At 67.6% G+C, this 26,986-nt stretch carries 21 protein-coding genes and 1 tRNA gene; 10 read left to right on the top strand and 12 right to left on the bottom strand.

All coding sequences use genetic code 11. The annotated features are described in order from the left end of the window. Positions 1–25 precede the first annotated feature (25 nt). Entirely contained in the window at positions 26–649 is a 624-nt protein-coding gene (locus tag HRU76_02870) for a DUF2314 domain-containing protein (GenBank protein QOJ16596.1), read from the bottom strand. A gap of 268 nt (positions 650–917) precedes the next feature. Here HRU76_02870 and HRU76_02865 point away from each other — a divergent pair, with 268 nt between their 5' ends. The 9 genes from HRU76_02865 (at position 918) to HRU76_02825 (ending at position 11,388) form a co-directional block, all read left to right on the top strand. Further along, positions 918–1,646, top strand: a complete 729-nt coding sequence (locus HRU76_02865) for a hypothetical protein (GenBank protein QOJ16595.1) — start codon at positions 918–920, stop codon at positions 1,644–1,646. A 238-nt stretch (positions 1,647–1,884) separates the two neighbouring features. Beyond that, positions 1,885–2,502, top strand: a complete 618-nt coding sequence (locus tag HRU76_02860) for an OmpH family outer membrane protein (GenBank protein QOJ16594.1) — start codon at positions 1,885–1,887, stop codon at positions 2,500–2,502. Positions 2,503–2,557: 55 nt separating this feature from the next. Then, positions 2,558–3,601: a UDP-3-O-(3-hydroxymyristoyl)glucosamine N-acyltransferase gene (gene lpxD / locus HRU76_02855; GenBank protein QOJ16593.1), complete on the top strand. Its 1,044-nt coding sequence runs from the start codon at positions 2,558–2,560 to the stop codon at positions 3,599–3,601. 138 nt (positions 3,602–3,739) lie between these two features. Further along, complete coding sequence (gene lpxC / locus HRU76_02850; protein ID QOJ16592.1) at positions 3,740–5,095, top strand: UDP-3-O-[3-hydroxymyristoyl] N-acetylglucosamine deacetylase; 1,356 nt, start codon at positions 3,740–3,742, stop codon at positions 5,093–5,095. Between the two features lie 54 nt (positions 5,096–5,149). After that, entirely contained in the window at positions 5,150–6,007 is an 858-nt protein-coding gene (lpxA, locus tag HRU76_02845) for an acyl-ACP--UDP-N-acetylglucosamine O-acyltransferase (GenBank protein ID QOJ16591.1), read from the top strand. A gap of 36 nt (positions 6,008–6,043) precedes the next feature. Next, positions 6,044–6,745: a tRNA (adenosine(37)-N6)-threonylcarbamoyltransferase complex dimerization subunit type 1 TsaB gene (tsaB, locus tag HRU76_02840; protein QOJ16590.1), complete on the top strand. Its 702-nt coding sequence runs from the start codon at positions 6,044–6,046 to the stop codon at positions 6,743–6,745. 363 nt (positions 6,746–7,108) lie between these two features. Then, entirely contained in the window at positions 7,109–7,705 is a 597-nt protein-coding gene (locus HRU76_02835) for a response regulator (protein ID QOJ16589.1), read from the top strand. A 195-nt stretch (positions 7,706–7,900) separates the two neighbouring features. Next, positions 7,901–10,189 (top strand): HDOD domain-containing protein, encoded by a 2,289-nt coding sequence (locus HRU76_02830; protein QOJ16588.1) that lies wholly within the window; start codon positions 7,901–7,903, stop codon positions 10,187–10,189. Positions 10,190–10,251: 62 nt separating this feature from the next. Further along, positions 10,252–11,388 (top strand): hypothetical protein, encoded by a 1,137-nt coding sequence (locus tag HRU76_02825; protein QOJ16587.1) that lies wholly within the window; start codon positions 10,252–10,254, stop codon positions 11,386–11,388. Here the strand turns inward: HRU76_02825 and nuoF are convergent, their stop codons facing one another. From nuoF to HRU76_02770, 11 genes are all read right to left on the bottom strand, one after another. Beyond that, entirely contained in the window at positions 11,389–12,741 is a 1,353-nt protein-coding gene (gene nuoF, locus HRU76_02820) for an NADH-quinone oxidoreductase subunit NuoF (protein ID QOJ19071.1), read from the bottom strand. Between the two features lie 295 nt (positions 12,742–13,036). Beyond that, the gene (locus tag HRU76_02815) at positions 13,037–13,267 is read right to left on the bottom strand and encodes a hypothetical protein (GenBank protein ID QOJ16586.1); all 231 of its coding nucleotides are present in this window, start codon (positions 13,265–13,267) and stop codon (positions 13,037–13,039) included. Between the two features lie 186 nt (positions 13,268–13,453). After that, complete coding sequence (locus HRU76_02810) at positions 13,454–14,011, bottom strand: NAD(P)H-dependent oxidoreductase subunit E (protein QOJ16585.1); 558 nt, start codon at positions 14,009–14,011, stop codon at positions 13,454–13,456. 124 nt (positions 14,012–14,135) lie between these two features. Next, complete coding sequence (locus tag HRU76_02805) at positions 14,136–15,428, bottom strand: NADH-quinone oxidoreductase subunit D (GenBank protein QOJ16584.1); 1,293 nt, start codon at positions 15,426–15,428, stop codon at positions 14,136–14,138. A 1,186-nt stretch (positions 15,429–16,614) separates the two neighbouring features. Further along, a complete protein-coding gene (locus HRU76_02800) occupies positions 16,615–17,049 on the bottom strand; it encodes a PIN domain-containing protein (GenBank protein QOJ19070.1) in 435 nt (144 codons plus the stop codon). Then, positions 17,046–17,309 carry an antitoxin gene (locus HRU76_02795; protein QOJ16583.1) on the bottom strand — a complete coding sequence of 88 codons (264 nt, stop codon included), beginning with the start codon at positions 17,307–17,309 and terminating at the stop codon, positions 17,046–17,048. The genes HRU76_02800 and HRU76_02795 overlap by 4 nt, the downstream gene beginning before the upstream one ends. A 74-nt stretch (positions 17,310–17,383) precedes the next feature. Next, the gene (locus HRU76_02790; GenBank protein ID QOJ16582.1) at positions 17,384–18,310 is read right to left on the bottom strand and encodes an aminotransferase class IV; all 927 of its coding nucleotides are present in this window, start codon (positions 18,308–18,310) and stop codon (positions 17,384–17,386) included. 31 nt (positions 18,311–18,341) lie between these two features. Further along, positions 18,342–18,429: transfer RNA gene (locus tag HRU76_02785), tRNA-Ser, on the bottom strand. A gap of 125 nt (positions 18,430–18,554) precedes the next feature. Further along, complete coding sequence (locus tag HRU76_02780) at positions 18,555–20,978, bottom strand: ankyrin repeat domain-containing protein (protein ID QOJ16581.1); 2,424 nt, start codon at positions 20,976–20,978, stop codon at positions 18,555–18,557. Then, positions 20,975–24,862: a DUF1080 domain-containing protein gene (locus HRU76_02775; protein ID QOJ16580.1), complete on the bottom strand. Its 3,888-nt coding sequence runs from the start codon at positions 24,860–24,862 to the stop codon at positions 20,975–20,977. Before HRU76_02775 ends, HRU76_02780 begins: the two co-directional genes overlap by 4 nt. A gap of 16 nt (positions 24,863–24,878) precedes the next feature. Continuing rightward, positions 24,879–26,264, bottom strand: coding sequence for a PhoH family protein (locus tag HRU76_02770; GenBank protein ID QOJ19069.1), 1,386 nt, complete (start codon positions 26,262–26,264; stop codon positions 24,879–24,881). 503 nt (positions 26,265–26,767) lie between these two features. Here HRU76_02770 and HRU76_02765 point away from each other — a divergent pair. Beyond that, positions 26,768–26,980 carry a hypothetical protein gene (locus HRU76_02765; GenBank protein QOJ16579.1) on the top strand — a complete coding sequence of 71 codons (213 nt, stop codon included), beginning with the start codon at positions 26,768–26,770 and terminating at the stop codon, positions 26,978–26,980. Positions 26,981–26,986 lie beyond the last annotated feature (6 nt).

Here is a 26,986-nt window from a genome sequence, read left to right as displayed (position 1 = left end):
CGCCGCGTCGGTTCGGTCATCCAAGTCACTTCGAGCCGGATGACGATGCACCACTCCCGCGGTTCAGCCCGCCCGGCGCGCCGACGTGCTTCTCCAGCACCTCCACCGTGAAGCCGCCTCGGCGCGGACCGTCGATGCGGCCCTCGATCTTGAAGACCCAGTCGCTCAGCTCCTCGATGGGGAAGCCGACGAGATCGCCCGCCTCGTGACCGATGCGGCCCCGCGGGATGGAGGCCAGAACACCCTCGACGCGGAAGGGTGACCACGCCAGCGGACGCACCCACACGTGCTCCACGCGGCCGGTGGGCTGGCCCAGTTCATCCAGCACCGGCGCGGCCCACTTGATGAGCCAGCGCTCCCGCTCATCCGGTCGGGCCTGACGCCACAGTTCACGCGCTTCCGCGGCGGTGTCGCGCGCCTGGCGGCTGGCGGCGTCGAGCGCCTCGCGCAGGGCGGCGTCCTGTTCGGGATCAACCAGCAGCAGGGCTTCACGCGAACCATCGCCCACCCAGGGAGACGGCTTCGCCCCGGACGCGCCGGGTGCGGGTCCGTCGCGGGTTCCGGCGCGATTGTCAGCCCCGCGGTCGCAGCCGCTCAGGATCGTTCCCAGCAGCGCCAGAGCAACGACCCGCGAGCCGTGAAGAGCCATGCGACTGGATGGACGCGATCGGCGACAACGCATTGCAGCCATCGTATCGCGCGTCATTGGTAAGTTGGGAAGGTGCGTGGCGGAAGGCGATCCAATCGACGGTCCGGGAACTCGATCAACTGAGTCCGGAATGGCGATTCTTGCGCGTTTTGCGTCTTTCTCCGTTTGATCCGCCCAAACCCGTGCTATTCGTGGAGCGGGGCGGTGGCGCACCGCCCATGGGAGAGTCGGGGGCGACCCCGGAACAAACGGAAGAGGAGAAAGAGCCATGTCATTCGTTCGGTTGGGGGCCGCGCTGGTCGCGGCCGCGGCGGTCGGCGCGTCGGCCTCGGCGGGAACGGTGTTCTCGCAGCCCGGAGGCACCAGCGGCGGGCAGGGGATCGGATACTACTCGTCGCTCAACGGGCTTCACCTGGGCGGCACCAGTAAGCAGCGCATCGGCGATGATTTCTCGCTGGCCAGCGCGACTTCCGTCGCCGCCATGACCTTCTGGGGCTGGAGCGACGACGAGCACGACTCGTTCAGTTTCGGCAACCGGCACGCCACGCAGAACATCCTGTCGTTCAACATCGAGATCTTCAAGCTCAACGGGGCCGGCAGCACGCCCGGCGACTCGTTGCTCGACGAAACCTTCGCCATCGGCGACGTGTCGATCCAGGCGGATGGCAACGTCTGGCGGTATTCCGTGACGTTCACCAACGCAGTCGCCCTCGACGCCAACACGATGTATGGCATCTCCGTGTCGGCGAACCTGAACAGCCCGACGGGTCCGTGGGGCTTCGTGTGGGAGAACGCGGCGGCGGCCAACAATCAGGTCTTCGCCAACTTCGGATTCGGGTGGCAGTCCTTCAACACGGTCACCCGTGACAACATGGCCTTCGCCCTGTTCGATGAGCCGCCCATCGTTCCCTTGCCCGCGCCGGTGTTCCTGGCGCTGGCCGGGCTGGCGGGCGCCCTGCCCATGCGGAAGAAGCTGCTGGGCTGCTTCCGGGCCTGAATCGGCTTTCGTCTGACAACCATGATCGCACGCAGCGCGGAAGGGCCCAGACCCTTCCGCGTTGTCATTGCATCAGGGACCGATGCTGCGGCGTGACCAGTGGGCGACCGGATCGCCCGGAACCCGTACAATGAGCGGTCGCCGACCGGCGGGTGGAATCGTCCGGCATGGCGATGGTCTTTCCGGAAGCGTCCGCGGGGTTCGCGGCGCGACACCGATCCGTCAAGGAACCTCTGACATGAAGAAGTCGAGCCGCCTCACCAACGCCCTGATCCTCGCCGCCGCGCTGTCCGCGACGCTGTTCCTGGGCTACGGGGCTTCCGCCGTGCGCAACGTCGCCCCCAAGCCGGTCGCCGTGGCCACGGTGGATCTGGAGAAGATCTTCGAGAATCTTCGGGAGCTGAGCGCCGAACAGGGCCGGCTTCAGAACGTCGGCAAGCAGATGGACGTGGAGAACGAGAGCCGCTTCAACAAGCTCAAGCAGATGCAGGAGGAGTTCGACCTGACGCCCAAGGACTCGCCCCGGCTGACGCAGATCGAGGAGGCGCTCGTCAACGCCACCATCGAGTACCAGGCGTGGAAGGAGTTCCAGCTCCGCCGCATCGACCGTGAGAAGGCCCTGGTGCTGGAGAAGGTCTACAACAGCGTCAAGCGATCATTGGCGGCCTATGCCCAGCAGCACGGCTACGACATCGTCATGCTCAACGACTCCATCAAGCCGCTGGTGCGCGGCACCGAGCAGTCGGTGCAGCAGCAGATTTCCGCCCGTCGCCTGCTCTACACCAACCCGGCGCTGGACATCACGGGCGAGGTGCTCACCAAGATGAACAACGAGTTCAACGCGGGAGGCGGGTGATCGCGCCGATTGCGCCTCGTGCGGCTTGCAGGTGCGACAAAACATGTGCAGCGGGATGAATCGGCCCATTGACACGGCGGCCGCGCTCGCCGAATGGCTCGGCGGCGAAGTCGTCGGTCGGGCTGATCTGCCCATTCGCGGACTGAACGCGCTGGCGGACGCCGGGCCGGATGAAGTCACGTTCATCGCGGATGACAAGCACGCCGCCCGATGGGGGGCGTCGCGGGCCGGGGCGGCGGTGGTCACCCATTCGCTGGAGGTGGCGGGACACGACCCGGCCAATCGTGCCCTGATCCTGGTTCCCAACGCCGAACTGGCCATGGCCCGGCTGCTGGAGCGGTTCAGCACCCCGCCCTGGAAGCCCGAGCCGGGGGTTCACCCGACCGCGGTCATCGACCCGGGGGCCAGGATCGACCCCGCTGCGTTCATCGGCCCGCATGTGACGATCGGCCCGGGCGCCACGATCGGCCGCGCTGCGGTGCTGCACGCTGGTGTCTGGCTGGGCGCCGGAGCGGCGGTGGGGGAGGAGTCGGTGCTCTATCCCAACGTGGTTGTGCGCGACCGATGCCGCGTGGGCGCCAACTGCATCCTTCACAGCGGGGTGGCGATCGGGACGGACGGTTTCGGTTATCGGCCGTCCGAGGATAAGCGAACGCTCGTGAAGATTCCGCACGTTGGAGACGTGATCATCGAAGATGGGGTGGAGATCGGCGCCAATTCATGCGTGGATCGAGGCAAGTTCGGCTCCACGATCATCGGATCGGGCACCAAGATCGACAACCTGGTGCAGGTTGGGCACAACTGCCGCATTGGCCGGTGCTGCGTGATTGCCGCCCAGGTGGCGCTGGCGGGTTCAGTCACCATTGAAGATGGAGCGCAACTTGGTGGGGGATCAGGTGTTGCGGAGCACGTCAGAATCGGTCGAGGGGCACGTCTGGCGGGTTATGCAGGGGTGATTTCAGACGTCGCGCCGGGGGAGACGGTGTTCGGCATCCCCGCGCAACCCCACCGCGAGGCGCTGAAGCAGGTTGCCCTGGTGCGTCGGCTGCGGGTGTGGATGGATCAGGTCGAGACCCGCCTCGATGACCTCGAGGAGTAGCGTCGGAGCGACTTCACGCCTATTTTTGGGGGCGGGGGATTGAAACCGGACGACGGTACATGGGTCACGTCGCGCGCCTCGATGGGGATGGAGCCCCGCCGGACATTTCACCCCGCCGCCGCCGACCCGGGAACCAGCATGTTGCAGGCCGTTGAGAAGCACCCCACCTCCCTCGCGACCGTTGCGCGCCAGCATACGTTGGCCGCGCCGGTGACCGTGACCGGCAAGGGTCTGCTGCTGGGTGAGGACGCCACCTGCACGATTCTGCCCGCCCCGGCCCATCACGGGATCGTCTTCGAGCGGACGGACGTGAGCCCGCCCGTGCAGATTCCCGCCTCGGTGCGTTTCGTCACCCCGCGGGCGCGGCGGACGGCTCTCAAATCCGGCTCCGTGGTCATCGAGACGGTGGAGCACTGCTTGAGCGCCCTGGCCGGGCTTCGCATCGACAATGCCCTCATCCAGTTGCACGGGCCGGAGCTTCCCTGCGGCGACGGCTCGGCCAAGCCCTTCGTGGACCCGATTCTCGAGGTGGGCCTCGTCGAGCAGGACGCTCCGCGCCGCGTGTGGCGCCTCACCGAGCCCATCGTGGTGCAGGAGGGCGACGCCATGCTCGCCGCCCTGCCGCACGACGGGCAGGAGTTCCGCTGCCTCTTCGACCTCGACTACGGGGGGCACAACAACCGCATCAAGCGCCAGACGCAGTCATTCACGCTCGCGGGCGATGAGTACCGTCGGGAGATCTGCACCGCCCGCACCTTCTCGCTGGTGGAGGAGGCCAAGGCCCTGTGGGAGCGCGGCATGTGCCGCCACCTCTCCCCGGCGGACGTGCTGGTGATCGGCGAGGAAGGTCCGATCGACAACGCCTACCGCTTCGACAATGAGCCGGTGCGCCACAAGATCGTGGACATGCTGGGCGACCTGTACCTCGTCGGGTGCGAGGTCATCGCCCGCTTCGTGGCGTACAAGTCCGGGCACTCGCTCAATCACCAGATGGGCCTGAAGATTCTGGAGCAGATCGAGGCGAAGCAGTCGCGCGAACTGCTCACCCGCGGGCGCGAGATGGACATCCGCTCCATTCAACGCATCATGCCCCATCGCTACCCCATGCTGCTGGTGGACCGGGTGCTGCACGTGGAGGGCGACCGCAAGGCCATCGGCGTGAAGAACGTGTCGATCAACGAGCCGTTCTTCCAGGGCCACTACCCCGGCACGCCGCTGATGCCGGGCGTGCTCATCGTCGAGGCCATGGCCCAGCTGGGCGGACTGCTGCTTTCCAAGAAACTCGAGCACACCGGCAAGATCGCGGTGCTGCTCTCGCTGGACAAGGTGAAACTCCGCAAGCCGGTGGTGCCGGGGGACCAGCTGGTGCTCGAGGCGGAATCGGTGCGAGCCGGCGCGCGGACCGGCAATGTCAAGTGCAAGGCCTTCGTCGGCAGCCAGTTGGCGGCCGAGGCGCAGATCAAGTTCATGATGGTCGATGCCGAGCAGGATTGACCACGTGAGTGTCCCGGCCCGGGCGACAGACGCCCCGGCCCGGAGCAGACAGGCATGGCGAACATTCATCCCACGGCGATCATCGACCCCGGCGCGCGACTGGCTCCCTCCGTCGCGGTCGGTCCCTATTGCGTGGTCGGGCCGGGGGTGGAGATCGCCGACGGCACCGTGCTGATGAACCACGTCACGGTGCAGCGCGACACGACCATCGGGCGCGACAACATCATCTACCCCTACTCCGTCATCGGGGCCGACCCGCAGGACAAGAAGTACCGGGGCGAGCGGGCCCTGTGCGCCATCGGCGACAACAACCAGATCCGCGAACACGTCACCATTCACCGGGGCACGGGCAACGGGGGCGGCATCACGCGCGTGGGCGATGACAACCTGATCATGGTCGCCGCCCATGTGGCCCACGACTGCGTCATCGAGAGCCACTGCGTCATCGCCAACCAGGTGATGCTGGCGGGTCACGTTCACATCGAGGAAGGCGCCAACATCGGAGGCGGGGCGGGGGTGCATCACTTCGCCACGGTGGGCGCCTGTGCCTTCGTGGGCGGGCTGGCCCGCATCACCAAGGATGTGCCGCCCTTCATGATCGTCGAAGGCAACCCCGCCGAGGTGCGGGCCATCAACGCCATCGCCATGAGCCGTCGCGGCTATCCGCCCGAGCACATCGAGGCGGTGAAGGAGGCCTTCAAGCGACTCTACCGCACCAACGGGGCGGCGATCTCCGAGAAACTCTCCGGGCTGGTGGAGGAGTTCCCCGATGTGCCCGCCATCCGCAAACTCTGCGATGCGCTGGCCGCCGCAGCCGAGGGCGTGCATGGCCGCGCGCTGGAGGCAGCGCGGCCGGATGACAAGCGCGCCGCCCGCGCGGCGGAGGCGGAGACGGCGGCCAACGCGGGGTAATCATCCCGCTGCCGCAACGCGTTCATACACTTGGCGATGCCGTCGCCCTTCATCCTCGCCATCGAAACATCCCAGCGCCAGGGCGGGGTGGCCGTGCAGGGTTCCAGCGGCGATATCCACACGGAATCGCTCCAACCCGGCGGGAGGCACTCCGATGACCTCATCCCCGCCATCGACCGGCTGATGGCTTCGGCGGGGCGTACGTTCGAGGATGTGGCGGCGGTGGCGGTTTCCATCGGGCCGGGGGGATTTACCGGACTTCGCATCGGCATCACCACCGCGCGGATGATCGCCGAGGTCAGAGGGGTCGGCGTCATTCCCGTCCCAACCGCGGTGGTAGTGGCCGATCGCATCGATGGGCATGGGCCAATCCTCGTGGCCCTGGCGTCCAAGCGCGAATCGTGCTGGGTGACGCGCTTCGGGCGCGGCGGCGATGACCACTGGATGATGACCGGAACACCCGGCGCGGTGACTGAAACAACCATCGACCTCACTGGTGTTCATCTGTTGGTCGGGGACGAGCACCTGCCCGCCGGCATTCGCGCCCGGTGCGAGCAGGCGGGTGTGCCCGTTCTCCCGCCCACGTTCGACCCCGCGGCGTGCCTGCACGTGGCACAGCGGATGTGGTCACGCGACCCGGGCGTTGCGGTGGACCCGGCTGCGGTGATGCCGCTCTACGCCCGTGAGCCGGAGGCGGTGGCGTTGTGGAGAGGACGAAGTGCTGACGGTGTTCGGTGATCGGTTGTCGGTCGTCGGTGTTCGGTCTTGACCGCTGACGGCTGACCTCTCTCCAGCCGCCATTGGTGCATATTCCCGACAGCCCGATGCCTTGTGTTCCGCACCGAGTGCCCAGCGCCTCATGCCCAACGCCTCCCCTGATGGCTGGTGGCTCGTTCCTCACCCCTCCGCCACGCCCGATATCACTTGCCTGAGGCGGAATCCGCATCATCTTTTCAATCTGGGCAATCTGAGAGGGGGTGGTGAAACGTTCACCTGTGAAGTTGGGTCATTGGGGGGTCGATCACAAGTCAGGCAATCTGGGAAGTTCAGTGAAGCCAGTTTGCCGCGATCCTCGGATAGGTGAGGAGGAGGAGAGTCGATATGGCCAATCACAAGTCGAGCAACGGCTGGAGCGCCAAGCAGGTCTTCACCACGGGCGAGGCGGCGGAGGTCTGCAAGGTCTCGCAGCAGACGATCATCCGCTGCTTCGATGCCGGGCGTCTGCAGGGCTTCCGGGTGCCGGGGTCGCGTTTCCGGCGCATCCCGCGGGCCGAACTGATCCGCTTCATGCGGGCCAACGACATTCCCACCACCCTGCTCGAGGAAGGCACCAAGCGCATCCTCGTGGTCGATGATGACCCGGAGATCATCACCCTCTACCAGGAAATCTTCTCCAGCGACGACCGCTTCGAGCTGCGGACCGCGGGCAACGGCTATGACGCCGGTCTGCTCACCGAGCAGTTCCGCCCTGACGTGGTGCTGCTGGACTACATGCTGCCCGACATCAACGGCAACGTGGTGTGCGAGCGCATCCGCTCGCGCGATGAGCTGGCGGGCACGCGCATCATCATCGTCTCGGGCGTGATCAACCAGCAGGAGATCGACGCCATGCTCAAGCTGGGCGCCGACGAGTTCATCAAGAAGCCCTTCGACGTGGCGGCCCTCAAGCAACGCGTGTGCGAACTGGCGGGTGTGTGAGGGAAGGTGTGAGGGAACAGCCACCAGCAACCAGGCGAAGGCGTCTGGAACTGGGCGCGACGCGCCGATGGCGGCTGAAGAGAGGTCAGACGTCAAGGCCGACCATTGACCACCCTCAGCACTCCGTTGTTCGCTGGTGGGCCTCGAAGCATCGACCCACCCTCTGCATCACTCAGCACTTCTCCGGTGTGACCCATGACCAGCACCGCCGGAACCTTTGATCCGCGACGACGGCTGCAGCTGATCCTCCAGCAGGTGGATCAACTGCCCACGCTGTCGTCCGTGGCGGTGCGTCTGCTGGAGGTGACCTCCAGCGATGAGTCCAGCGCCAGCGACGTGGTGCGCCTGGTCGCGTCCGACCCTTCGCTAAGCGCGAAAGTGCTGAAGCTCTGCCGCGCCGCCAGCCGGGGCGTGGCGGTGAAGGATCTGACCATCGAGCGGGCGGTGGTGCTGCTGGGGTTTGACGAGGTTCGGTCCGCCGCGCTCGCGGTGGAAGTGTTCGAACTGCTCGACGGCGTGGCCAGTCGTGGCGGGGAGACTCGCAGCGCGGACGGCGCCTTCGACCGGCTCGCCTTCTGGCAGCACTGCCTGGCGGTGGGCATCGCCTGCGAAGCCCTGGTGCGCGGTTCGTCGTATCGAGAGTCCATCGACCCCGGCGAGGCGTTTCTTGCCGGACTGCTGCACGATCTGGGGCAGCTCGCCCTGCACGCGGTGCTGCCCCGGTCGTTCGACACCTGCTGCGAACTGGCCGACCAGCACGGCCTCGACATCGACCAGGCATGCCGCCGGGTGATCGGCATCGACTCTCACACCGTGGGCAAGCACCTGGCCGACCACTGGCAACTGCCGGAGCGGATGGTCGAGTCGATCTGGCTCAACAGCCGCCCGTTCGACGCGGTGCCCGCCAGCGAGCACCGGGATCTGGTGCGGCTGGTGACGCTGGCCGACCTGATCGCCCGTCGGCTGCTGCTGGCTCACGCCGGCCACGGTCCGCAGGTGGAAGACCTGGCGTCGGTGGCGGGCTCGATCGGGCTGGAGCCGCGACTTGTCGAGCGCGTGTCTGACACGCTGCACGAGCAGGTGAGCGAACGGGCGGTGCTGATCGGGCTGGGTGAGACGACCAGCCGCGACCTGCTGCGGGCCACGATCGAGCGGGCCAACACCATGTTGTCGCGCGTGCGTCAGTCGGCGCAGCGTCACAGCGTGGCGGGACAGATCCGAACCCGCGCCCTGCGCGCCTGCCAGGTGCTGTTCGATGGCGCCATGCCCGGCGCCTCGCTGACCACGACGGTGGAGGCGGTGGCCCGGTCCGCTTCGTCCGTGTTCGGCGACGGCATGAGCGTGGTGGTTCACCTGCCGGGGGGCGCGGGCCCGGCCCCCGCCGCGCCGAGCGGCGCGCCGGCGGGTCGGGCGGAGATCTTCTGCTTCTCGAATCAGGCGGCGCTGGAGCGCACGGTCGCGGTGGACGTGGAGAGCCCGATCGCCTGGGGCGAACCGACCCATGGCCGGCTGAACGTGGTGGCCCCGTGGCTGGATACGCTGGCCCTGCCGCCCGAGATCGCTCGCGGGCACGGCCTGCGGCTGGCGTGTTCGGCGGACGTGTCGGCGATGCTGCTTCGGGAGAAGGACTTCGGCGGGACGGTCGATGCGCCGTCGCTGGAGGTGCTGCGTCACGCATGGGGCGCCGCGATCGCCGCCGCCGCGCTGGCCGAGCGTGCCTCCGCCGCCAGCGAGCGCCTGGTCGAGGCGCACCGCGAACTCGTGGCGGCGCAGGAGACGATCGCGCAGCACAAGGCGATGAAGGCGGTGGGGGAGATGGCCGCCGGAGCCGCCCACGAGATGAACAACCCGCTCACGGTCATTTCCGGGCGCGCGCAGCTGATGCAGCAGGAGTCGCTGGACCCGCGGGTGCGTTCGGGGGCGGATGAGATTGTGCGGGCCTCGCATCGGCTTTCGGACCTGATCACATCGCTGCGTCTGTACGCCGAGCCGCCCCAGCCAAAGCCGCAAACCGTGTCGCTGGTGGACCTTGTGAACGACGTGATGCGTGACCTGCGGGCGCGGCTCAAGCCCGCGCCGGGGGTGCGCGTGTCGATTGACGACGGCATCCCCCCCGTGCGCATTGACCGGGTGCAGCTGGGCGCGGCGCTGCGCGAGTTGATCCAGAACGCGCACGAAGCGCGACCGGGCACGGGAATCGAAGTGCGCGTTCAAATCGACCCGCTCGATGACCGATTGATGATCCAGGTGATCGATTCGGGTCCGGGCCTGAGCCAGACGGCGCTGGTCCACGCGTTCGATCCCTTCTTCAGCGAGAAGCCCTCCGGTCGGCAGCCGGGCCTGGGTCTTGCGCGGGCCCGTCGCCTGGTGGAGATCAACGGCGGGTCGCTCACGCTGAAGAACGGCGCCCACGGAGGGGCCGTCGCCACCATCGCGCTGAGCGGGTGGCGAGGGAGGAACGCCGCCTACCGCGAGGCCGCGTAGCGCCTCGGGAGGGCCGCGTCGATCACCCGCGACGATCAACCACCGCGAGGGTGACCGACCGCATGCTCCCCGACGATCCGAACTTCCTGAACGAACTGGACACCGAGCCGACGACGCCCGAGGGACCGGCCCGCGTGCTGGTGGCCGCGCCAGATTCGCCTGATCGAAGCGCGTGGTGCGAGGCGCTCAAGCGCGCCGGGCACGCCGTCACGCTGGCCGACACCGATGAGCGGGCGCGCCGGGCGCTGGCGACGGACACCTTCGACGCCGCCGTCATTCACGCCCAGGCGTGGAGCGGCGACGGTCTGCGGCTTGCCCGCCACCTGCATCGCTGCCAGTTCCGCACCCGCATGGTGCTGTTGACCGAGACGACGTCATTCGACCTGGCCCTCGAGGCGCTTCGGCTTGGCGCGGTGGATGTCATCCCCCTGCCAGCCGACGACGAGTCCATCTCCTATGGCGTGGCCTGCGCGGTGCTCAAGTCGCGTGAATGCGGACGCGACGAGCGACGGCTCATCCGCCTGCGCGACATGTGCCGCAAACTCAACGCCGCCAAGGTGGAGTCGTCGAAGCAGGTCGAGGTGCTCTGCCAGGATCTCGCCAACGCCTACGAGGACATCGCCGAGCAGCTCAACGAGGTGGCCATGGCCAGCGAGTTCCGCACCCTGCTGGGACAGGAGCTGGAGCTGGAAGGGCTGCTTCGCACCACCATGGAGTACCTGCTCAGCAAGACCGGGCCGACCAACGCGGCAGTGTTTCTGCCCGACCCGCACGGCGAGTACTCGCTGGGCGCGTACGTGAACTACAACTGTCCGCGCGAGAGCGCCGATGTGCTGCTCGACCACTTCTGCCGCGTCATCTGCCCGCAGATGGAGCAGGAGAGCGAGATTGTGCGCTTCGACGACGCCGCCGAACTGGCCGACTGGCTGGGAACCGACGCGGCGTTTCTCACCGAGTGCGACGTGGTGGCCTTTCACTGCAAGCAGGGGGACGACTGCCTGGCGGTGATGGTGCTCTTCCGCGATCGGCGCAACCCGTTCGCCGAGGATCTGGCGATGATCATCGACACGCTGCGTCCGATCTTCGCGCGGCAGGTATCGAGCGTCATCAGGGTCCATCACCGCGCCAAGCCCCAGTGGCCCAAGGAGGCCGCCGAGGAGGGCTGGGAGACGGACGAGGATTACGGGCTGGCGGCGTAATTACGAAGCGCCCACCGTCACCGGCACGCCCACGGGCACGAACTGGCGCCGGCACCGGGCTTCGAACTCCGCCCGGAACTTGTTGACGATCGTCCGCACCGCCCAGTTGTTGCCATCGGCCAGTCCGCAGATCGTGGTGCCGGGCATGGTGCCCATCGAACCGGCGATCTCCAGCAGCAGGTCGAGATCCTTGCTGGTGGCGTCGCCCCGCTCGATGCGAGTGATGAGTTTGAACAGCCAGCCCGCGCCCTCGCGGCAGGGGGTGCACTGACCGCACGACTCGTTCTTGAAGAACCGCACGATGTTGCGGCACACGGCGACCATGTCGGTGTCCTCATCGAACACCGTGGGGCAGGCGGTGCCCAGCCCCAGCACCTGGTATTCGCGGCCGATGTCGAAGTCGAGCGGAGCGTCGTACTGGTCCGTTCCCAGCACGCCCATGGAGACGCCGCCGGGAATCGCACCCTTGAACCTCTTGCCGCCGCGCATCCCGCCGCAGTGCTTCTCCACGAAGTCGCGCAGGGTGATGCCCAGGTCAAGCTCGTAGACGCCAGGCCGGTTGACGTGGCCCGACATGCCCATGAGTTTGGACCCGAAGCTCGGCGCGCTGTTGGGGTAGCGCGAGACGCAGCCCATCTTGCTGAACGCGTCGGCCCCGTTCTGCACGATGAAGGGCACGTACGCCAGCGTCTCGACGTTGTTGATGATGGTGGGCCGCTGGAAGAGCCCCTTCACCGCCGGGAAGGGCGGCTTGACGCGCGGCCAGCCGCGCTTGCCCTCGATGGCTTCGAGCAGGCCGGTCTCCTCGCCGCAGATGTACGCCCCCGCGCTGCGGTGCACGTAGCACTCCACGGCGAAGTCGCTCTTGCCGTTCATCAGGCCTTTCTTCCCGAAGATGCCCTTGTCATACGCCTCGCGGATGGCGTTCTCGACCACCTTGGCCTGGTGGTGGTACTCGCCGCGGATGAAGAAGTACGCCGTATCCAGGCGGCAGGCGTAGCAGGCGATGGCGATGCCTTCGAGGACGAGATGGGGGTCGAAGTCGATGAGCAGGCGATCCTTGAACGTGCCCGGTTCGGCCTCATCGCAGTTGATGGCGAGGTAGCGGCGGCCGCCGTCGGGCTTGGGCAGGAAGGTCCACTTGAGTCCGCAGGGGAAACCCGCCCCGCCGCGCCCGCGGAGCTGCGACTTCTTGACCTCATCGACGATGGCCGCTGGGTCCATGCTCAGGGCCTTTTCGAGGGCCTGATAGCCGCCGGTCTTGATGTACTCGTCATAGGAGACGATGTGCCGACCCTTGGGGTCGGCGAAGGGCCAGGTGGGGATGCGCTGGGTCAGAACGGGAGCGTTCATGGGCATGGGGAAAGTGTAGGAGATTCGTGCTCCGGAGGCAGTCGCCGCCCGGTCACCGCGTCAACATCTCGCGTGAGGTGCGCCGCCTGCGGCGCAACTCCGACGATGCCTGCGTGAACCCGGTTCGCGACAGGCGTCCCACCCTGAACCATCCGCGGCTCACGCCTGTCGAAGCCGTGGGCTGGACCTGATGCACCGACGGCACGACCGGACGTGCTGGTCAACGGATCGGCATCTCGCGCCGATGGGTGTGCTCCAGGTGATTCAAACGACGTGACGCGGCATCGGGTACGGTTCACGCCGATCCGGCGTCGGATCTCCGCACTTCCACTTCCTCGATCGTCGTCCGCCGCAGGATGACGTGCTCGCCCTGCTTCTCCTCCTCCACGGTGCGGCGGACCTCCGTTCGCTTCACCTGCTCCGGCGGAATGACGCGGCCCTTGTCATCCACCTTCGTACGCACGCCGCGAAAGATGTGACCGAGAAACTCGCCCAGCGAACGCGAGATGGACTTGGACTTGGACATGATCGGAGGATTCACCACAGAGGCACTGACGACACAGAGAAAACCCGGAGAAGGAACCACGGATGAACACAGATGAACACGGATAAGAAGAGGTCCGTTCGCCGCGCCCCTCATCCGTGTGCATCTGTGTTCATCCGTGGTTCCATTCCTGTTCTCCTGTTTTCCTGTTCTCCTGCTCTCTTCCCTTCAGTGCCTCTGTGGTTTGTCGTCTTCCGCCGCCAGCGAGTCGATGATCGCATCCAGCTTCTCGATCGTCAGCCCCTCGTGCAGATCTTCGTTCACCAGCGCCACCGGCGCGGTGCCGCAGGAGCCGAGGCATTCCATCGCCAGCAGCGTGAACTTTCCATCCTCCGTCGTCTCGTGAGGTTCGATGCCGAGTTTCTCACGAAGGTGATCAATGATCTCGCCGCAACTGGGGCTGCAGACATCACAGGCGATCGACTGGCACACGCCGATGGTGTACCTGCCGCGCGGCTCGATGTGGTACTCCTCGTAGAACGACACGGTGTCGAGCACGTCGCCAGGCGTGATCTCCAGGAACGCGGCGATCTCCTCCTGCGCCTGGTGAGGGATGCAGCCGTAGTGGTGCTGCACCTCATGCAGGATGGGCATGAGGGCGCCGAGCTTCGTTTCGTATCGAGGCAGGATGACCTCGGTGAAGCGCTGTTTCATCTGCGGCGTCAGGTAGGGCTCCTTCCGCCGCTCGATGGTCATTGTCGCACTGGGTTTGACGATCCAGGCCATGGGTTTGCTTCGCGATAGGCACTAGGCACTGGGCACTAGGCACTGGGGTGGGAACTCCGGAACACAACGGTTTCATGACGCACTCGTGCCTGATGCCGAGTGCCCAATGCCTTCTCCCCTCACCTCACCGATCCAACTCCGCCGCGATGATATTCAGCGACCCCAGCACCGCGACCACGTCCGCCAGCTGGTGCCCCTCGATCAACTTGGGGAGCACCTGGAAGTGGATGAACGAGGGCGGCCTCACGGACACCCGCCACGGGCACTTGGTGCCGTCGGCGACGATGTAGTACCCCAGCTCGCCGTTGGCCGTTTCCTGGGCCGCGTAGCACTCGGCCACGGGCGTGTCCCAGCCGCGGTTGGTCATGACCAGTTCGAAGTGCTGGATGAGCGCCTCGATCGAGCCGTACACGTCCGCCTTCTCGGGCAGCCGCGTCTTGCCGTCGGCGTAGGCGTCCACGGGACCGTCGGGGATGGCGTCGATCAGTTGGTCGATGATGTGCATCGACTGCTTGATCTCCTCGACGCGGACGAGGTAGCGGGCCAGGGAGTCGCCCTCGTTGGATACGGGCACCTTGAACTGCACCGCCTTGGCCCCCTGTCCATCCCAGTTGTCCTTGTAGCACAGATACGGCTCATCCTTGCGCAGGTCGCGCTTGACGCCCGAGGCCCGGGCGATCGGGCCGGTGAGCGACCAGGCGACCGCCTCCTCGCGTGAGATCGTGCCCACGCCGCGCGTGCGATCGAGAAAGATGCGGTTGGTGTTCAGCAGCGTCTCGATGTCGGTGATGGCCTTGGGCAGGCGCTTGTCAATGACGTTGCGGACCATCTTCTGGAAGGTCGCCTGATCGGGCAGGTCGCGCATCAGCCCGCCCACGCGCGTCCAGTCGGGGTGGAAGCGCTGGCCGGAAATGTAGTCCACGATGTCGTAGATGTTCTCGCGCTCGTTGAAGCCGTACAGGAAGCCGGTGAAGGCCCCCAGGTCCAGCGCCGCCGCCCCCACGCACAGCAGATGGTTCTGGATGCGGCCCAGTTCGGCCATGATCGTCCGCAGCACCTTGCAGCGGGGCGTCAGGTCGATGCCGAACAGCGTCTCCACCGCGTGATGCCACGCGATGTCGTTGGCGATCGGCGAGATATAGTCCATCCGGCTGATGGTGCAGACGTACTGGTTGTAGTTGTGGTGCTCGCCCAGCTTCTCGAAGCCCGAATGCAGGTAGCCGATGTGCGGCGTGCAGCGGGCGATGCGCTCGCCGTCCAGCTCCAGCACCAGCCGCAGCGTGGTGTGCGTGGCGGGATGCTGCGGCCCGAAGTTGAGCACCCACCGATCCGGGGCATCCACGTGCTCGCGCAGATACTCCGTGGACTCGATGTCGATGCCGTAGGCGGCCTGATCTTTCTTGAGCGTGAAGGGCATGGGAGGGTCCGCGGGGCGGGGAAGTGCTGGGTGCTGGGTGCTGAGTGCTGGGGCGTCAGGACTGAGGACTGAGGACTGAGTGGAGTTCCGAACTCCGAGTTTCGTGGGTTCTTGTAGGGTGGGCCGATGCTTCGAGGCCCACCATCGGAGGAGTACTGCGTGCGAGGTGCCGAGTGCTGTGTGCTGCGCGAGTAGTCAATCTGCCCAGTGCCTGATGCCTCGTGCCCAGTGCCTTCCTCCGGGTGGCTCACCCCTCACCCCTTCCCCCACATCGTGACAGACTTCACGAAGTGTATGCGGCTGATGATACCCGGTGATCCGGTGGGTTTGACCTGCTTTCCCGTATCATCGTGGCATGGGACGCTGGTTGCGGCGCATCATCGCTTGCTTGATTCTGGGGGTGGTGACGACCATCGCGGTGGCGTGGGGAAGCACGCTCTTGGTCGATCTGAGCGTCAATCCTGACACATCCCGGCGGGCCATTGTGCTGGAAGCTCCGGGGCGCAGCTGGATCGGCGCGACGCAGGATCGCCCGACTGCCTCACTGGTCATCTCGTACCGCCAGCGCATGGCCGGTGTCAACAGAGTCCGAGCCGACCGATTCGTTCCCGAGCAACTGATTCCGCACTGGACCGGCTTCTACTCCGAACCACCTGAGTTTGCGCACCCGGGATGCGATTTGGTCGTCGAGATGGCGGATCGCCGCGGCTGGCCGCTGTACGCCTTGTGGAGTGGGCCGATTCGCGATGTCCGAACTTCGGGTGTGTGGGTATCGAGCGGGCCGGACGACGGCATCGACGTCGGGCTCGACCCGACGAAGATGTTCTATGGACACCAAGCAGGCCGCGAGCTCCCGCTTCGACCGATCTGGTGGGGATTGGTGGGAAACAGTGCGATCTTCGGAGTGCTGTGGTTCCCACTCCTGAACTGGCGAGCCGTCCGAACGCATCGCCGGCGCGCCCGCGGCCACTGCCCCCACTGCGCCTACGACCTCCGCCACGACCTCGCGCACGGCTGCCCGGAGTGCGGGTGGAATCGGGAGCGTGAGGGCATCGAGGGATCAAGGCACCGAGGCATCGACGGATCAATGAACCAAATGACTGAGGAACCGGGTGACGACGCGGGCAGGCGAAACGGGTGATGCCATCGCCCAGCCGCAAGCGTCATCCCGCGCTGAACACACGATTCACCCGCTGCCGCCACCACTCCGCCCCTCAATCATCCCAATCGCCTCGCGCGGCGAGCAGATCGGCAGCGCCGCCTCGCGGAAGTGTCGCGCGTTGCGGGTGACGAGCACCTGCGCTCCCGCCGCCACCGCCGCCTCGTGGGCCACGGCGTCCTCGAAGTCGCTCCACTTCAGTTGCAGCGCGGCCTGCAGCACGGCGTGCGTCACGGGTGCGGTGCGGGCGATGCGGAGCAGGCGATCCACCGCCTCATTCGCCGCGCCGCCTCCCAGCGCACGGCGGACAAGATAGTGAATCGTCGTCACCGCCCCAGCTCCGATGACCGCCTCGGCCCGCCCATACTCCACCAACGCCAGGAGCGCCGCCGCGTCCGCCACAAACGCCTCGCGCGCCAGGATCAGGTCCAGCAGGACATCCGTGTCGATGAAGAGCGTCAGCGGTGCTTCTCCTCAAGATGCCGCAGGTACGCCGATCGGTCCAGCATCTCTCCTTCGAGCAGCCCGCAGAGATGCCGCGTGTTGGGGGGCAGCGCATCGCGATCCGGGCGCTTCCGTCGCGGGCGGCGTGGTGAGCCCACCAGCGCGGCGAAGTAGTCCGCCACAATCTGCGAGAGCGACTTGCCCTGCTTGGCGGCGGATGCCTTGGCCCGGCTGATCAGGTCGGCATCCAGGCGGAGCGTGAGTTTGGTCTGAGCCACGGCGTACTCCTGACGTACAGTCTACTTCTGATTATACGTCATTTCCGCCAAGTCGGCGAACGCGGCTCGGACGTTCACCAGTCCAGCCACGCCTGCCGCAGCCCCTTCGTGACAGGGCCGACGTCGCCCTGGCCGATGCGCGCCTGCTCCACCCGCACCACGGGCAGCACGCCCCAGGACGAGTTGGTCAGAAAGACCTCATCCGCCTCGCGCAGATCGTCATAGTCGAGCATGCGGCGGATGTACTGCAGCCCCAGTTCCTCCGCCGCTTCCAGCAGCATGGCGCGTGTGACGCCGGGCAGCACGGGCGAGGGAATGGTCGCGCCCGTGCCCACGCCGACCTCCTGCTCCTCGCCCCGGGCGATGGGTGTCATCAGCAGGCCGTCCTTCACGAGGAAGATGTTGCTCACCGAGCCGCCGCAGAGATGATTGCTCACGCTGAACCAGAGCGACTCGGCGGCTCCGGCGGCGGCGGCCTGCTGCAGGGCGCTCAGCCGAGGCCAGTAGTTGAGCGTCTTGTGGCCCTGGAAGGGGTCGAGCGGGTTGAGGCGCGAATCGGCGATGGTGACGGTGACCCCCTGCTCGAAAAACGCCTCGGGATAGCGCGTGATCGGCTGGATGTGGATGAGGATCGTCGGGTCGTGTCGTGGCGCGGGTTTCTGGGCCGTGTCCGAGGATGCATGTCCGGCGCCGGAAGAGCCCCGAAGCAGGTTGAGGTCACCGCCCGACAGCGTGAGCCGAATGCGGGCGTCAGTCAGTTGATTGCGCTCCAGGGCGAGCTTGACCGCATCGGCCAGGGCATCGACGTGCAGCCGCTCGGTCAGCCGCAGCGTCCGGGCCGACTCTTCCAGACGGGCCAGGTGCTTCTCCAGCCCGAGCACCGCGCCGTCGCGGGCGAGCATGGTCTCGAACAGCCCCACGCCATGCTGGAACCCGGCATCGAACGCGCTGATGCGGGCGTCGGCGAGGTCGATGAACTGTCCGTTGAGCCAGGCGAGCATGGGAGAGGCATTCGAGTCGGCGAAATCGAAGCGGTGGGGACAGGATTCGAACCTGCGAGGGAGACGAGCCCCCTACCGGTTTTCAAGACCGGCGCCTTCAACCACTCGGCCACCCCACCGATGGGCCGCATGCATTGCGGCGTCGGTGCGGGCAATCGTAGCGCCGGTGACGATGGTTGTCGGTGATGGCCGCGTGCCCGCACATCACCGTTCCTCTCGATGCCGGTGCGGTCACCGCGGCCGGTCAATCCCACCAGAACTCGATGCGCCTGCCGGACCTGAGCGCCTTGGCCACGGCCTCAACCCGATCTCCCTCCGCGCCGGACATCAGGTCGGAACAGAACTCGCACATCCGGCGCGCCAGGTCATCGGGGCGTTTCACGATCTGAAGGAACTCGATGATGACGGTGTCAAACCGAAGCCCCTTCAGGTGGAACGGCTCCTCCCGCTCCAGGGCTCTGAACCAGCGGATGATGTCATCCGTGCGAAGTTCATCGTCGTTGCCGCGCACGCCGAACGCCGCCATGGCCTCGAACTTGTCGCCGGTGGGCAGCAGCACCACGAACTGCACCATGGGCCCGCACCCCAGCGGCTTGCCTCCATCGAGCAGCAGGAAGCCGGCGCGCTCGACCGGCTCGGCGAGCGCCCGCACCATCGCCGTCGCGCGCTCATCGAGGGCGGCGTAGTCCTTCGCGAAGCGCCGCCCCCACTCGCGTGCGCCTTCCACGGTGTCGAGGCGCGGGGGCGAGCCCGGAGCGTCTCCATCGTTCAGCGAGAGTCGAAAACCCAGCGCGCCGGGAAGGTTGGGGATCGGCTCGCCGGCGACGCCGATCGCTCCCGCCACCTGGCGTGCCGCGGCCTGAAAAGCGGGCTGTTCGGCCCGCTCCGCGAAGCGGTACGGCGCGATCCACAACTCGTCCTGGGGCCGCACGACCGCGCCCGCCGCCAGGAGCAGCCGCGCCGAATCCATGCGACGATGGTTCACCGCCGCCACCAGCGGCGTTACGTCGGCGTCGCCGGCGAAGTTCACGTCCGCGCCCGCCTCCAGCAACGCTTCGAGCACATCCGTCGAGCCCCATGCCGCAGCGTCGTGCAGGGCGGACTCACCGCTGATGAACACCGTGTTCCGCTCGTCAGCGGGGATCGATCCCGGAACCTGCCAGGCGTTCACATCCGCGCCGGCGGCGAGCAGCGAGCGAACGATGCGGGAATTGCGCCGCAGGGCCGAGACGCGCAGGGGCGACTCGCCCCACTTCGCCACGTGATTGGGGTCCGCGCCTGCCGCGAGCAGCGCCTCCACCACCTCGACCATGCCCCCGCGGGCCGCCGCGATGAGCGCGCTGCGCCCGTCCCGATCGGCAGCGTTGGCGTCGGCACCGCGCCCAAGCGCGGCCAGTGCGCCGGCCGCATCGGCGTGGCGGAGCGACGTGAGCAGCGCGGCGTTGTGCCTGGTGCGCTCATCCGTCGTCAGCGGAGCGCCCGCCGCCACCAGCCGGTTCATCATGGCCACGTCGCCCCGACGCGCGGCGTGGTCCGCCGCCGACCGCCCGCGAGCGTCGGTGAGCGACGCCTCCGCGCCGGCCGCAAGCAGGCGCTCGACCAGTTCTCCGCGCTTGAATCTCGCCGCCGCGATGAGCGGCGTGGCGCCCGCGGGCACCGGGTGCGCGTGCGTGGACCGGCACGGGCCATCGTGCCGCCGGTTGACATCCGCGCCGTGGTCGATGAGCACCTCCGCCGACTTCACTCGGCCGCCCCGGATAGCGTGCAGCAGCGGTGTGCAGCATCCATCACCCGGATCGTCGGCATCGGCCCCGTGGCTCAGCAGCAGCCGCACAAGCTCGGGCCGGCCCGAGTCGATGGCGCAAAGAAGCAACGGCAGCCCATCGTCCGCCGTTTGAATGGCCCCCGCCTCCAGCAGCGCCTTGGCGCACTTCACGTGCCCCAGGAACACGGCGATGCCCAGCGCGGTTCGATCGAGATTCCCCACCTCCTCCAGCGGCGCGCCGAGTTCGATCAGGCGTTGAAGCACGGCGGCGTGGTTCGAAGCGGCGGCCGTGACCATGACCGAATCAGCACCCGGCGGCGCCTCCAGCGTCGCGCCCATTTCGATCAGCCGGTCGAGAAACCCCACGTGACCTGAATCGGCTACGGCATGCACCGCTCCCGCTATGCTGGCGCCGCGTTTCGCCAAATCCTCGAAGAGCGCCACGTTGTTCGCCGTGATGGCGAACGCCAGCAGCCCGCGCCCCTGATGGACCACATCCACGCGCGCGCCCGCCTCGATCAGCAGGCGCACGATCTCCGCCTCACCTCGCTGCAGCGCATCCGCGAGCGGCGGCGGGTCCACGCTGTCATCGTCGGAGTCGTCGTCATCATCGGGTGCCTGCGGCGCGGCACGATTGGGGTCCGCGCCGGCGCCCAGCAGAAGTTGAACGCTGGTCGGCTCACCCAGCCGCACCGCGAAGTCGAGGGCGAGCGAGTTCTCGCGTCGGGGGTCCGCCCCGGCTGCCAACAGGATTCGGACAATCTCGGTGAAACCGCCCGCGGCGGCGGCCATCAGCGCGGTCTGCTCGTACTCGCCCGGCTCATCCACGGGCGTGCCGCTCGCCAGCAGGCGTCGAACCTCATCAATGTTCCCCTGCGAAGCCGCTTCGTAGATCGTCGTCATGGCCCGCTCTCGAGGCGCTTGAGCCGGATGTTGCGAAACCGCACTTCATACGCGCCGCCCGAATGCAGTTGCAGGCCGATCAGGCCGTCCGCCGCGGCGCGGCCCTGCTGTTCGTCGATCACGATGACCGTGACCTCGCCGTCGATGCGGTGCTCCAGCCGGTTGCCGGCCGCCCGGATGGTGTACTCGCGCCACTGGTCGAGGGCGATGGGCGCGCTCCCGCCGAGGGCGGCCCCATCCAAGGGCGACTTTGAGCCATCCGCCGCGATGCGGATCGCGCTGGGGCGCGTGGCGACGATGCCCCGGCCGCCCTCCTCGTACAGCATGGCGGTGTAGTCCGGCTGGGGGTGGATGTCGCACTGGTAGCCGTGCAGCCCGAAGTCGCCCACCTGCCGCGCCCGGTACTGGATGCCGGAGTTGTTGTTGCCGAGAAGCCGCACTTCGGCGCGAAGCTCGAAGTCGCCCACGGTGGCGCGTCCTGCGGTGCGGCTGCCCCGCCAGATGAGAAACGTGTTGGCCAGAAGCGGGTTGGCGGCGGTGGCGCGGCCGACGATCTCGCCGTTCTCCACCTTCCAGAAACGCAGGTCGCCTTCCCAGCCATCGAGGGTGCGGCCGTCGAACAGGGGCACGAATCCGTCGGCGTCCGCGCCGCTCGTCGCGCCGCCGGATGCGCCCGGCTGTCGGAACATCGGGTTGCGCGAATCGCCCTCGGAAAGCAGATACGCGAGCAGATCCTTCACCTCCTCGGCGTTGAGGCGATCAAGCAGGGCGGGCATCATGGGCGACACGGCGGAGGGGCGGCGCTCCGTGATGGTCGCGGCCTCTACGTCCACCGTCAGGTCCGGCACGAGCATCGACTGCATGATGCGCAGCACGCCGTCGCGCTCATCCATGATGCGCCCGATGACCAGTCCACCGCCTTCGAGCGCGAACTCGGTCATCTGGTACTGGTCGGAGATGGTGCGGCTTGGTTCGATGATGGCCTCGGCCAGGTCGCGCACCGAGAATCGCGTGCTCAGGGCCGTCAGGTCCGGCCCGCCCGCCCCCCCGCGTCCCAGGCCCGCGAAGCGGTGGCAATCGGTGCAGCGGGCGGCGGCGTACATGCGCGCCCCGTTGTCGTAATCGCGGTCGGTCAACCCCTCCTTCGAGATCATGGCGACGAGGTCGTCCACGGTCCACTGCCGCCCCGGTCCGCGCGGCTGAGGGATGTCGCCCGCCAGCAGGGGATCCTGCGCGGTTCCGATCGTCTCATAGATGGCTCTCTCGGATGGCGGCACGCGCGACAGGGCGTCGCGCCGGATCATCTCAAGGAAGCCGGAGAAACTCAGCCCGCCGCTGGTGCGCCTCGCCGTGTCGAACCAGCGGAAGTACCGCTCACGCAGGTCGGGCGTCCAACCGACGGTCGCGTTGCGCAGGGCGAGCGCGTAATGCACCTGCTGCCGCTGCGGCGGGGCGCTGGCCATGCGCAGAATCACCTGGCCGTAGGCATCGCTGCGCGAGAGCAGGTCGCGGTCGATCGGTTCATGCGTTCTTCGATCCGTCGTCTCCATCAGCGGAATGGTCCGCGCGACGACGCGGGGCGAATCGAGGTAGACCAGCAGGTCGCACAAGGCGCGGTCCAGCAGGTCGTCTCCCGCCGGGTAGAGCGGCTCGAAGATCGCCGCCAATCGGCTCGCCTCGGCGGCGCTCGGCTTGCCCATCCGAATGAACGCCAGTTGCCAGGCGCGAAGCCAGTCCAGCCGCAGGGACGATTCCAGACCCTTCCACGTCAGCCCGCGCAGCGCGTCGATGACGATGCTCCGATGTTCGGCCCCGCCCACTCGGGCCAGCGCGATCGCGCCGTGGATGCGCCGACGCGCGTCCGGTTCGACCCCCACGCGCTCCGCCCAGCGCGTGGCCGGCTGGTGCTCCAGCGCGGTGCGGGCGGCGAAGCGCACGAAGCGATCCGCGTGCCCCGCGTTGCGCCAGATCAGGTCGATGGCGGCCTCCGGCGCGTCGGCGGCGTGGAAGCCCTCCAGTTCGCGGCGCAACGTGCGGAGTTCGGTCTCGCGCCGCTCGTCGGACGGCTGCTCACGGGACGCGCGGTCGGCGGATTCGTCGCGCTCCGCGGCGCGCACGCGGTAGATGGCCGAAGGCACGCCCCGCCCGCCCACCACGAAGTACATGGCCCCGTCAAAGGGGTTGATGACCACGTCCGCCAGCGGCAGGGGGCGCCCCGTGAGGAATGTCTCCCGCCTCGCCGAGTACGTGGCGCCTGCCGGCTCGAGATGAATGGCGTGGATGGTGCCGAATGTCCAGTCCAGCGCGAAGAGCGCGGTTCGGTAACGCTCCGGAAACGCCGCGTTGGCGCCGAACACCACGCCCGTGGGTGAGCCGGGGCCCATGTCGATGACCGGGGGCAGGTTGTCGGGAAACTCCGCGGGCCACTTGCCCGTGCCGCTGCGCCAGCCGAACTCCGACCCGCTGGTGACGTGGCAGATGCGGGTGGGGCGATACCACGGCGCGCCCATGTCCCACTCCATGTCGGCGTCGTAGGTGAAGAGCTCCCCGTCCTCATTGAACGCCAAGTCGTAGGCGTTGCGAAAACCGATCGAGAAGAGCTCCCACGTTTCGCCTTCCAGCGATGTCCGGCAGACCCAACCGCCCGGTGCGAGAATCCCCACTGCGTGTCCCCCCGCGTCCCACAATCGGGGGAGGAGCAGATCCTCATCCCACACGCGCGGTGCGGCGGATCGCTCCGGCGCGGGAATCTTCGTGTGGTTGCCGCCCACGACGTAGAGCAGGCCGTCCGGCCCTTGGATCACGCCGTGCGGGCCGTGCTCGCCGCCGCCCTCGAAGGCGCGGATGAGCCGCCACTCCTCGTACACGTCATCGCCGTCGCGGTCGTGCGCCACGTAGAGTCCGGGGCCCTGAGCCCGCCCCTCGTTGCACACCACGTACAGCGCGTTGTCCACGCAGAGCAGCCCCTGGGCGGCGCCGAGCGGCAGATCGAGGGCTTCGACGCGCGTCGCCGAGGCGTCGCCCCCGATCGGGGCGGGCGTGATGCGGAACAGACCCGCCTGCTGGTCGCTGGCGATCAGCCGCCCCTTGTCATCCGTCGCCAGCGACACCCACGACCCCTGCGAGCGAGGCACGCGGTAGACCAGTTCGACCGTGAAGCCCTCGACCACGGCGATGTGCCGGTTGATGTCCTCGTGCAGCAGTCCGACCACCTCGCCCCAGGGAGCCGCGCCATAGTCGGCGATCTCGCGGGCGGGAGACGCGGCTGGTTCCGTGGCGTCCGGTGCGGCCGCGCTCCATGCGGCGTCGGTGACGATGCGCCGCGTTGAGCCGTCCTGTTCGACGATGTCGATGACGGCCGCCAGTCCCGCCGGCCCGCCCCGGTTGCGCACGGCAATGATGACCTCCAACTGTCCGTCCGCCGCGTCGCTGGTCAGGTCCGCCACGCCCGGCGTCTCCCAGGCGTCGCTGGAGGCGCGCTGAGCGCCGTCGGCCAGCACGGCGGCCTCGTCATCCGCGCTCCAGCGAAGCTCGACGCGCCTGGGCGGTCCGGCGAAGGTGACCACCCGTCGAAACGCCGCCCGCTGGCCTGGCGCCGCCTCGACAGGCAGCCAGATCCAGCGTGGGGACGGCCCCTCAACCGCGACGGGAATCAATGTCGGCGCCTCCGTGACGGCCGCCGCCGCGCCGGATCGCGCGTCCCGCGCCGCCTGCTCCAGCGCCGCGGCCGTGGGCGCGGCGCTGGGGCGGCCATGACGCATCGTGCTCCAGATCGCCAGTCCCAGCAGGGCGAACGCGCCGAGCGCGCCAGCCAGCACCACGCGAAGGAGCGGTCCGGCGTCGGAAGGCGGGGATGATGGCGACGATCGGGAGGAGGGAGTCACGACTCCATGGTAACGCCTACAGCAGTTCCGCCGCCAGCGAGGCCAGCTCGCTCCGCTCGCTCTTGCGCAGGGTGATGTGTCCGCAGAGCGGCTGGGCCTTCATGTGCTCCACCACGTACGACAGCCCGTTGGAGGAAGCGTCGAGGTACGGGTTGTCGATCTGGTTGATGTCGCCGGTCAGGATGATCTTGGTGCCGTCGCCCACGCGCGAGACGATGGTCTTCACCTCGTGCGGCGAGAGGTTCTGCACCTCATCCACGATCATGAACTGGCGGGGGATCGACCGCCCGCGGATGTAGGTGAGCGGCTCGATGACCAGCTTGCCCTGATCGAGCAGCATCTCGATGCGCTGCTCGGTGGAGCGGCTTTCCGCCTCGTTGAGGTGCGTGCCTCGCGTGGAGAGCAGGTAGGCCAGGTTGTCGAAGATCGGCTGCATCCAAAGCGAGAGCTTCTGGTCCTTGTCGCCCGGCAGGTAGCCGATGTCGCGCCCCAGCGGCATGATGGGCCGGGCGGCGAGGAGTTTGTCGAAGCGCTCCTCCTGAAACACCTTGGTCATGCCCGCGGCCACGGCGAGCAGCGTCTTGCCCGTGCCCGCGCTGCCCAGCAGCGTGACCAGCTTCACTTCGTCATCCAGCAGCAGGTCCAGCGCCATGGTCTGCTGCACGTTGCGGGGCAGGATGCCGAAGACGGGCCTGCGCGGGCCGGAGATGGGAATCAGGTGATCGGTGTCGCCCAGCACGCGCGACAGCCCGGTGTGCGACGGATCATCCGCGTCGTGCAGCACCAGGTAGTGGTTGGGCATCACCTCGATCGCCTCGGTCGTCCCGTCCGGCAGGGTGCGATGCGCGAGGGGAGCGACCTTGTCCCACGGCAGTTGCCGCTCGTCGTAGAGTTCGTCGATCAGCGGGCCGGGAATGGTGATCTCATCCCACCCGCCGTAGAGCCAGGCGGCGTCAACCTTTTCGGCGAGGAAGTCCTCGGCCCGGATGCCCAGCGCGTCGCACTTCACGCGGGCGTTGATGTCGTTGGAGACGAAGATGGTGCGCCGCCCCGACCTGGCCAGCGCGTGGGCCACGCCGAGGATTCGGTTGCCCGGCTTGGTGGGATCGAGGTGGGGGGGCGCCGGGGCGGACTCGGCGTGGATGCGGATCATCCCGCCCTGCGCGTTCCATACCACCCCCTCGGTCAGCGTGCCCTTGGTGCGCCACTGGTCGATGTGCCGGATGACTTCGCGGGCGTTGCGGCCCCGCTCATCGTTGCTGAGCTTGAAGGCGTCGAGCTCCTCGATCACCGCCAGGGGGATGATGACCTCGTGCTCCTGGAACTTGAAGATGGCGTTGGGGTTGTGCAGCAGAACGCTGGTGTCGAGCACGAAGTGCTTGCGGTGGTTGGAGCCGTCCATGGCGCTGCTGGCGTTCGGGTCGTTCCGGGTCATCGGCGCTCCGCGACGATTGTGTCGGCATCATACCGCGCCGGGTGAATCGCGGGTTGCCGGTGCGTTCAGCAAGTATTCAGCGGGCCCAGCGCCTGGAAACGGCGGCGAAGCCGGGTGGATCATCCTCGCTCCATCCGATCAGCCCGGCGTGATTGCCGGCCGATCGAATGCGTCAAAAACAACAGACGCCGATCGGGTCGGAGCATCGATCGGCGTCTGTCCACTTCGCGATCGCGGGAGCCGCGACATCGCGTGGATGAGAAGCTGCCGCGCCGAGTCGACCGGAGCGAGCATGATCCATCCGCGTTGAGTGTACACCAACCCGCGCGCCTTGAGCAAGTGCGGGGAAGGAAAGAGGAGAGCAGGCGGACGAGCGCGAACCCGCGGGAGAAGCGGACGGGCGCGGATCGAGCGCGTTCTGCCGACAGCCGATAGCCGACAGCCGTTCCGCGTTCGCGTACCATCATGCAATGCGACGGTTCTTCAACGCACTCGGCGAAACGCTCGGCGGGCTGTGTTCGCTGCTGCGGCTGGGCTGGCAGACCAAGTTCCGCTTCAGCGGCCCGTACTGGCGCTGGCGTCACGAAACCGCCTTTGGGCGAGGCGAGCCGCCCGCGGGCGAGAAACGCCGGGCGATCCTGCATTACGCGCGGTGGATGTGGCGGATGGGCCGCGCCGGCTGAGTCCGC

This window comes from Phycisphaeraceae bacterium (assembly GCA_015709595.1).
In the GTDB taxonomy this organism is placed as follows: domain Bacteria; phylum Planctomycetota; class Phycisphaerae; order Phycisphaerales; family SM1A02; genus CAADGA01.
The sequence above is the reverse complement of the archived record's forward strand: the minus strand, read 5'-3'. Positions and strand labels throughout refer to the sequence as shown.

Excerpts from the sequence above, each read along its gene's own strand:
- HRU76_02825 (QOJ16587.1), top strand. The coding sequence starts at position 10,252 with ATGCTCCCCGACGATCCGAACTTCCTGAACGAACTGGACACCGAGCCG.
- nuoF (QOJ19071.1), bottom strand. The coding sequence starts at position 12,741 with ATGAACGCTCCCGTTCTGACCCAGCGCATCCCCACCTGGCCCTTCGCC.
- HRU76_02790 (QOJ16582.1), bottom strand. The coding sequence starts at position 18,310 with ATGCTCGCCTGGCTCAACGGACAGTTCATCGACCTCGCCGACGCCCGC.
- HRU76_02835 (QOJ16589.1), top strand. The coding sequence starts at position 7,109 with ATGGCCAATCACAAGTCGAGCAACGGCTGGAGCGCCAAGCAGGTCTTC.
- HRU76_02865 (QOJ16595.1), top strand. The coding sequence starts at position 918 with ATGTCATTCGTTCGGTTGGGGGCCGCGCTGGTCGCGGCCGCGGCGGTC.
- HRU76_02805 (QOJ16584.1), bottom strand. The coding sequence starts at position 15,428 with ATGCCCTTCACGCTCAAGAAAGATCAGGCCGCCTACGGCATCGACATC.
- lpxC (QOJ16592.1), top strand. The coding sequence starts at position 3,740 with ATGTTGCAGGCCGTTGAGAAGCACCCCACCTCCCTCGCGACCGTTGCG.
- lpxD (QOJ16593.1), top strand. The coding sequence starts at position 2,558 with ATGAATCGGCCCATTGACACGGCGGCCGCGCTCGCCGAATGGCTCGGC.
- HRU76_02765 (QOJ16579.1), top strand. The coding sequence starts at position 26,768 with ATGCGACGGTTCTTCAACGCACTCGGCGAAACGCTCGGCGGGCTGTGT.
- HRU76_02770 (QOJ19069.1), bottom strand. The coding sequence starts at position 26,264 with ATGGACGGCTCCAACCACCGCAAGCACTTCGTGCTCGACACCAGCGTT.
- HRU76_02870 (QOJ16596.1), bottom strand. The coding sequence starts at position 649 with ATGGCTCTTCACGGCTCGCGGGTCGTTGCTCTGGCGCTGCTGGGAACG.
- HRU76_02860 (QOJ16594.1), top strand. The coding sequence starts at position 1,885 with ATGAAGAAGTCGAGCCGCCTCACCAACGCCCTGATCCTCGCCGCCGCG.
- HRU76_02815 (QOJ16586.1), bottom strand. The coding sequence starts at position 13,267 with ATGTCCAAGTCCAAGTCCATCTCGCGTTCGCTGGGCGAGTTTCTCGGT.
- HRU76_02780 (QOJ16581.1), bottom strand. The coding sequence starts at position 20,978 with ATGACGACGATCTACGAAGCGGCTTCGCAGGGGAACATTGATGAGGTT.
- HRU76_02830 (QOJ16588.1), top strand. The coding sequence starts at position 7,901 with ATGACCAGCACCGCCGGAACCTTTGATCCGCGACGACGGCTGCAGCTG.
- tsaB (QOJ16590.1), top strand. The coding sequence starts at position 6,044 with ATGCCGTCGCCCTTCATCCTCGCCATCGAAACATCCCAGCGCCAGGGC.
- HRU76_02810 (QOJ16585.1), bottom strand. The coding sequence starts at position 14,011 with ATGGCCTGGATCGTCAAACCCAGTGCGACAATGACCATCGAGCGGCGG.
- lpxA (QOJ16591.1), top strand. The coding sequence starts at position 5,150 with ATGGCGAACATTCATCCCACGGCGATCATCGACCCCGGCGCGCGACTG.